This is a genomic window from Arthrobacter sp. I3 (genome assembly GCF_000520575.1).
GTDB classification, from domain to species: Bacteria; Actinomycetota; Actinomycetes; order Actinomycetales; family Micrococcaceae; genus Arthrobacter; species Arthrobacter humicola_A.
The window spans coordinates 1-7904 of the sequence record NZ_KI914953.1; the positions used below are offsets into that span (position 1 = coordinate 1).

10 protein-coding genes and 3 tRNA genes are annotated in these 7904 nt (G+C 66.1%); 1 reads left to right on the plus strand and 12 read right to left on the minus strand.

Features of this window, described 5'->3' with window-relative positions; genetic code table 11:
* From Y706_RS0118630 to Y706_RS0118685, 12 genes are all read right to left on the minus strand, one after another.
* Positions 1-752: carbohydrate ABC transporter permease (locus tag Y706_RS0118630; protein WP_043436476.1), on the minus strand; the 752-nt coding region annotated here is incomplete at its 3' end.
* Positions 749-1786: a carbohydrate ABC transporter permease gene (locus Y706_RS0118635; RefSeq protein WP_028277786.1), complete on the minus strand. Its 1038-nt coding sequence runs from the start codon at positions 1784-1786 to the stop codon at positions 749-751. The genes Y706_RS0118635 and Y706_RS0118630, both read right to left, overlap by 4 nt.
* 7 nt (positions 1787-1793) lie before the next feature.
* On the minus strand, positions 1794-3077 hold the full coding sequence (locus Y706_RS0118640; RefSeq protein ID WP_028277787.1) for an ABC transporter substrate-binding protein: 1284 nt from the start codon (positions 3075-3077) through the stop codon (positions 1794-1796).
* A gap of 189 nt (positions 3078-3266) precedes the next feature.
* The gene (locus tag Y706_RS0118645) at positions 3267-3878 is read right to left on the minus strand and encodes a hypothetical protein (RefSeq protein ID WP_028277788.1); all 612 of its coding nucleotides are present in this window, start codon (positions 3876-3878) and stop codon (positions 3267-3269) included.
* Positions 3875-4534 (minus strand): DUF6286 domain-containing protein, encoded by a 660-nt coding sequence (locus Y706_RS0118650; protein WP_028277789.1) that lies wholly within the window; start codon positions 4532-4534, stop codon positions 3875-3877. Before Y706_RS0118650 ends, Y706_RS0118645 begins: the two co-directional genes overlap by 4 nt.
* Positions 4531-4914: a hypothetical protein gene (locus Y706_RS0118655; RefSeq protein ID WP_028277790.1), complete on the minus strand. Its 384-nt coding sequence runs from the start codon at positions 4912-4914 to the stop codon at positions 4531-4533. Before Y706_RS0118655 ends, Y706_RS0118650 begins: the two co-directional genes overlap by 4 nt.
* On the minus strand, positions 4911-5102 hold the full coding sequence (locus tag Y706_RS0118660) for a hypothetical protein (RefSeq protein WP_026266861.1): 192 nt from the start codon (positions 5100-5102) through the stop codon (positions 4911-4913). The genes Y706_RS0118655 and Y706_RS0118660 overlap by 4 nt, the downstream gene beginning before the upstream one ends.
* The gene (locus tag Y706_RS26435) at positions 5099-5617 is read right to left on the minus strand and encodes an Asp23/Gls24 family envelope stress response protein (RefSeq protein WP_084476250.1); all 519 of its coding nucleotides are present in this window, start codon (positions 5615-5617) and stop codon (positions 5099-5101) included. Before Y706_RS26435 ends, Y706_RS0118660 begins: the two co-directional genes overlap by 4 nt.
* A 195-nt stretch (positions 5618-5812) precedes the next feature.
* A complete protein-coding gene (locus Y706_RS0118670) occupies positions 5813-6286 on the minus strand; it encodes a hypothetical protein (RefSeq protein WP_028277791.1) in 474 nt (157 codons plus the stop codon).
* A 230-nt stretch (positions 6287-6516) separates the two neighbouring features.
* A tRNA-Phe gene (locus Y706_RS0118675) sits at positions 6517-6592 on the minus strand.
* A 48-nt stretch (positions 6593-6640) separates the two neighbouring features.
* A tRNA-Asp gene (locus tag Y706_RS0118680) sits at positions 6641-6714 on the minus strand.
* A gap of 105 nt (positions 6715-6819) precedes the next feature.
* Positions 6820-6892, minus strand: a tRNA-Glu gene (locus Y706_RS0118685).
* A gap of 201 nt (positions 6893-7093) precedes the next feature.
* Here Y706_RS0118685 and Y706_RS26440 point away from each other — a divergent pair.
* On the plus strand, positions 7094-7904 hold an 811-nt coding region (locus Y706_RS26440; RefSeq protein WP_043436477.1), incomplete at its 3' end, for a PHP domain-containing protein.

Consider the following 7904-nt stretch of genomic DNA (forward strand, 5'->3'; position numbering starts at 1 on the left):
ATGGCCACTGTGACCGGCTGCGTTGCGTCGGACGAGAGCTGGCTGGCGATCAGGAATTCATTCCACGAGGAGATGAAGGCCAGGATGGCGGTCGTGAAGATGGCCGGTGCGGCCAGCGGCATGATGACCCTCCGGAACGCCTGTCCCTGCGTGCAGCCGTCCACCCGGGCCGATTCCTCGAGCTCCCACGGCATCTCCCGGAAGAAGGATGTCATGGTGTAGACCGTCAGCGGCAGCACGAACGAGATGTTCGGGATGATCAGGGCCTGGTAGGTGCCCATCCAGCCGATGTTCGTGAAGAGCTGGAACAGCGGGGTGATGAGGGCGACGCCGGGGAACATGGAAGCGCCCAGGATGAAGCCCAGCACAAGGTACTTGAACTTGAAGTTCAAGCGGGCCAGGGCGTAGGCGGCAAACACGCCGATCACCAGCGACACCAGGGTGACGACGGTGCCGATGAACAAGCTGTTCAGCAGTGCCTGGCCAAAGTGGTTGCCGAAGGAGGTGTCGAACGCCGTCCTGAAGTTGTCCAGCGTCACGTGGGTCGGCAGCAGCGAGGTGTCGTACGTAAATCCGACATCCCGGAAGGCAGTCACCACCATCCAGTAGGCCGGAGCCAGGCACCAGAAGAGGATCACGACCGCACTGATGTAGGTCCGGCTCTGGGCCCACTTCTCGCGGTTCTGCGCGGCCTTCCGCCCCCGGTCCTGCTCTGCGCGCAGCTCGGTTGCGGCGCTCGTCGCGGCGGTCATTTCTTCCCCTTACCTGCGCCGGTCTGCTGCTCCACCACGTTCGCCCCGAGGAAGCGTACGAAGATGAAAGCCACCAGAAAGATGATGAAGAACGTGATGGTGGACAAAGCCGCCGCCGCGTTGAAGCCCTGCCTGATCTGGTTGATCACCAGGATGGACAGCGTAGTGGTGTTGTTCGCGCCGCCGGTCAGGATGTACGGGAGATCGAACATGCGCAGCGCGTCCAGGGTGCGGAACAGGATGGCCACCATGAGCGCCGGTTTCACCAGCGGCAGGGTGATCATCCGGAACCGCTGCCAGGCTGAGGCGCCGTCGACCTTGGCCGCCTCGTACACTTCCGCGGGAATCATCTGCAGGCCGGCAAGAATCAACAGCGCCATGAACGGCGTGGTCTTCCAGACGTCCGCGATGATCACGGCCCACCTGGCCGGCCATTCACTGCCGGTCCACAGGACGGTGGTGTTGAAGAGTTTGTTGCCGATGCCTTCGAAGGCGAAGATGAACAGCCACAGCTTGGCCGTCACGGCGGTGGGGATGGCCCACGGCACCAGGACAGCTGCGCGGACCAGGCTGCGGCCCCGGAAGGCACGGGCCATGATGACTGCCATCCAGAAGCCGAGCACCGTCTCCAGGCCCACCGTGACGATGGTGAAGAAGAACGTGGTGCCGGTGGCGGACCAGAACTGCGCGCCCAGGGTTCCAGGCGGGCAGTCAACGGTTCCGCCGTCCGGAGCCGGGCATTGCTGGAAGATCCAGTTGTAGTAGTTGGAGAAGCCGGCCGGGCCACCCTCAACGAAGAGACCCGTGGCGGGGTCCAGACCGGCATCTTTTTGGAAGGACATGACAAGGGCGCTGATGATCGGGTAGACAATCACGATGCCCAATGCGAGGATGGTCGGCGCCAGCAGCCAAGCTGCCCAGCGCCCCTGCGTCGCGATGCGGTTGTCCTCCCCAACACCCTTGGGTGCGTGGTGGATCGGTGCCCCGCCCGACGCCGGTGCCTTGACCGACGTCGGGCCTACTTCAGTTGCCATGATGGACCTACTGTCCCGCGCTAGCGGACTCGATGGACTTCTGCATGTCAGACAGGGCCGCGTCTACAGTCTTCTCACCCTTGATGGCCGAGTACGCGTTTTCCTGGATGGCCTTGGTGACGGCCGGGTAGAACGGGGTGACCGGGCGGGGCACGGCGTTCTCGATCGAGGTTTTCAGGACCGGCAGGTACGGCAGCTTGGCGACGAGCTCCTTGTCGTCGTAGAGCTTGCCGAGCACCGGTGCGAGCGAACCCTGCGTGGCGAAGAACTTCTGGGTCTCTTCCGTGGTGAGGAACTTCAGGAAGTCCACTGCGGTGGCCTTGTTCTTGGAGTAGACGCTGATCGCGGCGCTGTGGCCGCCGAGGGACGAGGCGCCCGGACCGGTCTTGCCGGGGAGTGCGGTCATGCCCAGGACGTCCTTGACCTTGGAGGAGCCTTCAGTGGTGGCCAGGTTGTAGACGTAGGGCCAGTTGCGGAGGAACAGCAGCTTGCCGTCCTGGAATGCCTGGCGGCTTTCCTCTTCCTGGAACGTGATGGCTTCCTTCGGGATCGAGCCGTCTGCGTAGGCCTTGGTCAGGTTGGCCATGCCGGCCTTTGCCTCCGCGGTGAGCAGGTTGGGCTTGCCGTTCTCGTCCAGCACGGCTCCGCCGGCGGAGTTGATTGCCTCGGAGGCGTTGACGGTGAGTCCCTCATACTTCTTGAACTGGCCGGAGTAGCAGCCGATGTTGTTGGTCTTGGCGATGGAGCACATGCTCATCATCTCGTCCCAGGTCTTCGGGGGCGTGGGGACCAGGTCCTTGCGGTAGTACAGGATGCCGCCGTCGGATGATTCCGGTGCCGCGTACAGCGTGCCCTTGTAGGAAGCGGCATCAACGGTCGGCTTCAGCATGGCCGAGGTGTCCAGCGCCATCTTGTCCTTGAGCGGCTGCAGCCAGCCCTTGGCGGCGAATTCGGCGGTCCAGACGACGTCGACGCTCGCGACGTCGTAGCCGGGGTCCTTGGCCTGGAAGTGCTGGACGAGGTCGTCGTGCTGCTGGTCGGCCTGGTCGGTCTGCTCCTTGAACGTGACCTTCTCGTTCGGGTGGGCGGCGTTCCACTTGTCGATCAGCGGGCGGACCACGTTGCTGTTGTCCTTGCCCTGAACGTAAGTGATGGGGCCGCGTCCGTCCAGGCCCTGCGAGGCGGCGTCGCTGCCGCTGGTAGTGCCGCCACCTCCGCCGCCACACGCCGAAAGGGTGATAGCCAAAATGCCTGCCGTGGCGACGGGAAGTAGGAAATTGCGGGTTTTCATACTGGAGTGCTCCTCGCTGAGTACCGGTGAAAAACGGCCGTACTGATGGTGTGCCGACCATCACAGTAATCAACAGGCAGTCCGGAATGCAAGCGTTTACATGAAACCTTTATGCAAAGGAGATTCCGTGGCCCGTTGGCCGGCCCCGCGGCGCGCCTGCCGGGAAGGCTGCCTCAGCCCACCGCCGGCTCAGCGGACCCGCTCGGAACGGCCGAACCGCGACCGCGCGCCGGATCCGATGTGGATCAGCACCTGGGTGCGTTTGCCGATCACCGCGTCGAGCGCCTCTACCAGGGCGGAAACTTCGGCGGCGAGCCGGTGCGGGGCGACGCCCTGGCGCGGTTCCACCCGGATCTTGAGGGCCGGCTCCCCGCTGATTTTGTAGGCGGCTACCGTGACGCCGGCCAGGTCGGGCCGGTCCGCCAGCGCCGCGCGGAGCGCCTGCTCCGCCACGCCGCCGCTGATTCCGACGTTGCCGGGCACTTCACCCGGGTCCTCCTCTGCCACGAGCAGGCTGGTCCGGCCCGTACCTTGTTGGGCAATCCAGGCGATCATCAGGCCAAGCACCACCAGCAGCGCCAGGCAGATGGCAAGCCACAGCCAGCTCCCCTGGCGGCGGGGGAATTGCGTCCGTTCGAACAAATCGAGCCAGAAGCTCAGGACGCCGCCGGCCCACTCATGCCACCACACGCCCACGGCCGGGACGCTCGCAAGCAGTATCAGGAGGACGCCGATGGCGAGGAGGAGGATGCCAAGGATGCCAATCAGTACGCGGTTCAGCGCCCGGGGTGTGTTGTTCATGCCCCCACCACCCCGGCTGTGGCTACCTGGATCCGCACTTCCGGCATCGGCCAGGGGCCCATTTCCTCCACTTCCCGGCGCACAGCCTCCAGGACGGCGTCCGGGCGCAGCGGCACACCGGAGGTCGGCCGGACGTTGACCGTGATCCGGTTCCGCGACACGACCACCATCACCTGTTCCTTGGCCACGTTGGCGGCCAGCCGGGCCCGGCGCGCCAGGGCAGCGGCGATCACCTCATCGTCCACCACGACGGCGGCCCGGCGGTCCGGGAGCAGGTGGCGTGCCCGCCGGCCGGGCAGCACAGCATTGAGGAAGAAGAACAATCCGGCCATCGCGATCACAGCGCCCGTGACGCCGAGCAGAAGCGGCGGGATTCCCGCCGGGAGCGCGACTACGCGCTCGGCCGCGGTCTGCGGATCCACGAGCCACGGCGGCTGCCCGATCGCACGGACCCCCGTCTCAAGCAGAGCATAGCCGAACACGGCCATGACCAGGCCGGCCGCGATCACGGACACAACAGCGCGCGATGTGTGCGTCTCCCGTTTCACTATCCGGCCCATGCCCGCGGCGCCGGAACCCAACGGCGCGCTACCCTGCACCGCATCGGCGTCGTGCCCGGCGGAGTCGATCCCGGCGTTCTGGGTGTCCTGGCTCAATGAACCCGGCCTCCCCCGCGCACGGCGGCCCCGCTGATGCGGATGTCCACCCGGCTCAGCTGCGCTCCGGTCAGTTCCGTCACGCGGCGCAGAATCTCGGCCTTGGCGGCGACGGCACGCTCCCAGATGGAACCGCCGAATCCGGCGACGCGGCCTGGGTCCCGGACTACAGCGGTGAGGTTCGGGACCGCGACGGGCATGACCAGCGAGAGGGCGAGCAGCCCGTCATCGTCCGACCAGTCGGCGCGGACGTCGTGCGCCGGGACACCGAGGGCCTCCCCCGCGGCCGCCCGGGCCACGCTCGTCAGGGCCTGGGTGCTGATGCGGTTGTGCCCGGCCATCGCGGCGCCGGGGATCGGCGCTTCAGCCGTGATGCTCATGAGGAGGAACGCCGGCCTGTGAGGGCGTCAAACACGCTGCGCAGGTCCAGCTTCCCCTCTGCGGCCCGGCCCAGGAGGGCGCCGATGGCCATGAAGAACAGGGCGCCGAGGAAGCCCCAGACACCGAACTGGAAGGACATGAAGGCCACGAAGGCGCCCATGGCGATTCCCACTACCGTCAGACTCATTGGATTGCCTCCCTGGCTGGCCGGGCCTCGGCGGACGCGGCCGGTTTGGCCGGGCCGGGCACATAAACGTCGTTGATCTCGATATTGACCTCGATCACTTCGAGCCCCACCAGTTCCCCGACGGCGGCGTAGACGACGGCGCGGACCTGGTCCGCGAGGGCCTGCAGGGGGGTGCCATACACCGCAACAAGATCGATGTCGACGGCGACTTGCGTTTCGCCGACTTCCACGCGGACGCCCGCTGCGTGATCGGCGTTGCCGACGGCGTCGCGGATGGCCCCGAGGGCGCGTGAGGGTCCTGATCCCAACGAATAGACGCCGGGCACCGATCGGGCGGCGATGCCAGCGACCTTGGCGACGGCGGTTTCCGCTATGACCGTGCGGCCGGTGCCGGCCGGCGCGGACAGACCGTCCGTGGGACTGACCAGGGCGCCGGCCGCGGGCTGACCTGCGAGGCTGGCAACGTGTTGACCGGCCGCGGGACCGGCGACGGGTTGAGAATTCTGGTATTCCATAACGCACTCCCCCTTCTCTTTGACACAACCCTAGTCCCTGCCTTGGGGGCCGTGGGGGAATCTTGCGGCGCCCGTTCCCACAGTCCATGCAGGTGGGGGCGGGAACGGGCGGTCTGTGTTGGGACGAGGCCGGCCGTTTGTAGGCTGCGGGATGTCAGCCGGGAGCCGACTCGAGCGTTGGCCTGGCCGAACCCCCTACTTGCAATTGGTGGCGATCCAGGTCGTGACCGGCGCCATGGCGGCCTGGAGCTTTCCGCTGGAGAAGACCGTCTGGTCGGTGACGCCGGCAACGGCCACCTCCTTGAGGTTGGCGAAGTCGGCTTTGAGGCTGTCCGGGACGCGTTCGGCCGTCTCGGCAAGCTCAGTTTTGAACTGTTCCAGTTCCGCCGTCTTGCCTTGGGCGGCCGACAGCGGAAGGAGCGTGGCGCCGGTTGCCTGCTCCGAGATCTTGGAGCACGCCTCGGCGGCGCTGGTGAAGCCGCCGAACGGTCCCGAGGTCCCGCTGGGGCTCGGCGTGGCGGACGCGGAAGCAGTGGACGCGCCCGCGGCGGACGTGCCCGCGGCGGACGAAGGCGCGCTGCCGGCCTGCGGGGCCGAACACCCGGTAAGAGCCAGGGCTGCGAGGAGGGCGGTTGCGGCGAGAGGACGGGCAATATTCTTCGAAGTCACGTTGCAGAATCACTTTTCGGTTGAGATTGCGCCGCCCGCCCGGACCGGGCTGCCGGCGGCCTTGGTGTTCTTTCCCCAGCGTGCGAGTCTAGCCCGGCCGGCTGGACGGCTCCCAAACGGTCGCCGCCGTCGCCCGCCCCTCGCCGCCCGTCTCCCCCGTCGATAAAGCGGAGCAGGAGATGGTGTTAAAGAAGAAAAGCACCAGTTCTCAAAGAACTGATGCTTCCCAGTGGTGGCTCCGACCGGCGTCGATCCGGTGACCTTTCGATTTTCAGTCGAACGCTCTACCAACTGAGCTACAGAGCCTAGGTGACATGTCACCTTGAAGGCCGGAATTTCTTCCGGCAATCAGAGCGACCCTGACGGGACTTGAACCCGCGACCTCCGCCGTGACAGGGCGGCGCGCTAACCAACTGCGCTACAGGGCCTTGCTTGTTTACTGCTTGTTCTTGCTGTCTGCGATATCGCTACCGCAGATTTTCAAGGCCTTTAGCCTACCAGACTTTTTCACCCGGTTTGACCAGTTCCTTGCGTACCCCCAACGGGATTCGAACCCGTGCCGCCGCCGTGAAAGGGCGGTGTCCTAGGCCGCTAGACGATGGGGGCCAGGACGCCATCCGGTGAAACATATCAGGGCAAAAATTAAGGGCCGAAGCCTGTCGTTTTTGTCCTTTCGGGTTCCTCCGAACTGGACTATAAAACTATAAGGGCAGACCCCCGGATTATCCAAAATCGGCCCCTCCCGCCGATACAAAAGCCGGGCCAGGATGGGGGCGGGGCCGGGCAGAGTGGGTGCAAGATGGACTGATGGATGCCGTTGATGCCCTCAATGAGATTGCGTTCTGGCTCGAACGCGGGCTCGCCCCCACCTTCAAGATCCAGGCGTTCCGCAAGGCGGCCGGGATTATCGGCGCCCTGGACCCGGAGGAGGTCGCAGCGCGGGCACGCAACGGCCGGCTCAAGAGCATGAAGGGGATCGGCGACAGAACGTTCGACGTCATCCGGCAGGCGGTCGACGGCGGCGTGCCCGACTATCTTGAGGATCTGCGCCAACGCGGGCAGCAACCCCTGGCGAGCGGCGGGGCCGAACTGCGCTCGGCCCTCCGCGGGGACCTGCACAGCCACAGCGACTGGTCCGACGGCGGATCCCCGATCGGACTGATGGCTGACGCCGCCCGGACACTGGGCCGGGATTACCTCGCCCTGACGGACCACTCCCCCAACCTCAAGATCGCCAACGGCCTGAGCGCCGAACGCCTTCGGGAACAACTGGACGTTGTTGCGGACATCAACGCGGACGGCGGCGACTTCCGCCTTCTGGCCGGGATCGAGGTGGACATCCTGGAGGACGGCACCCTGGACCAGTCCCCGGAGATGCTGGACCGGCTGGACATCGTGGTGGCGAGCGTCCACTCGAAGCTCCGCTCCGACCGGAGCACCATGACCGAGCGGATGCTGGGCGCCATCAATGATCCGCACACGAACGTCCTCGGCCACTGCACCGGCCGGCTGCTGCAGGGGTCGAGGGGAACCCGCCCGCAGTCCGAGTTCGACGCCGCGCGCGTGTTCGCAGCGTGCGCCGGGAATAATGTGGCCGTCGAAATCAATTCCCGCCCCG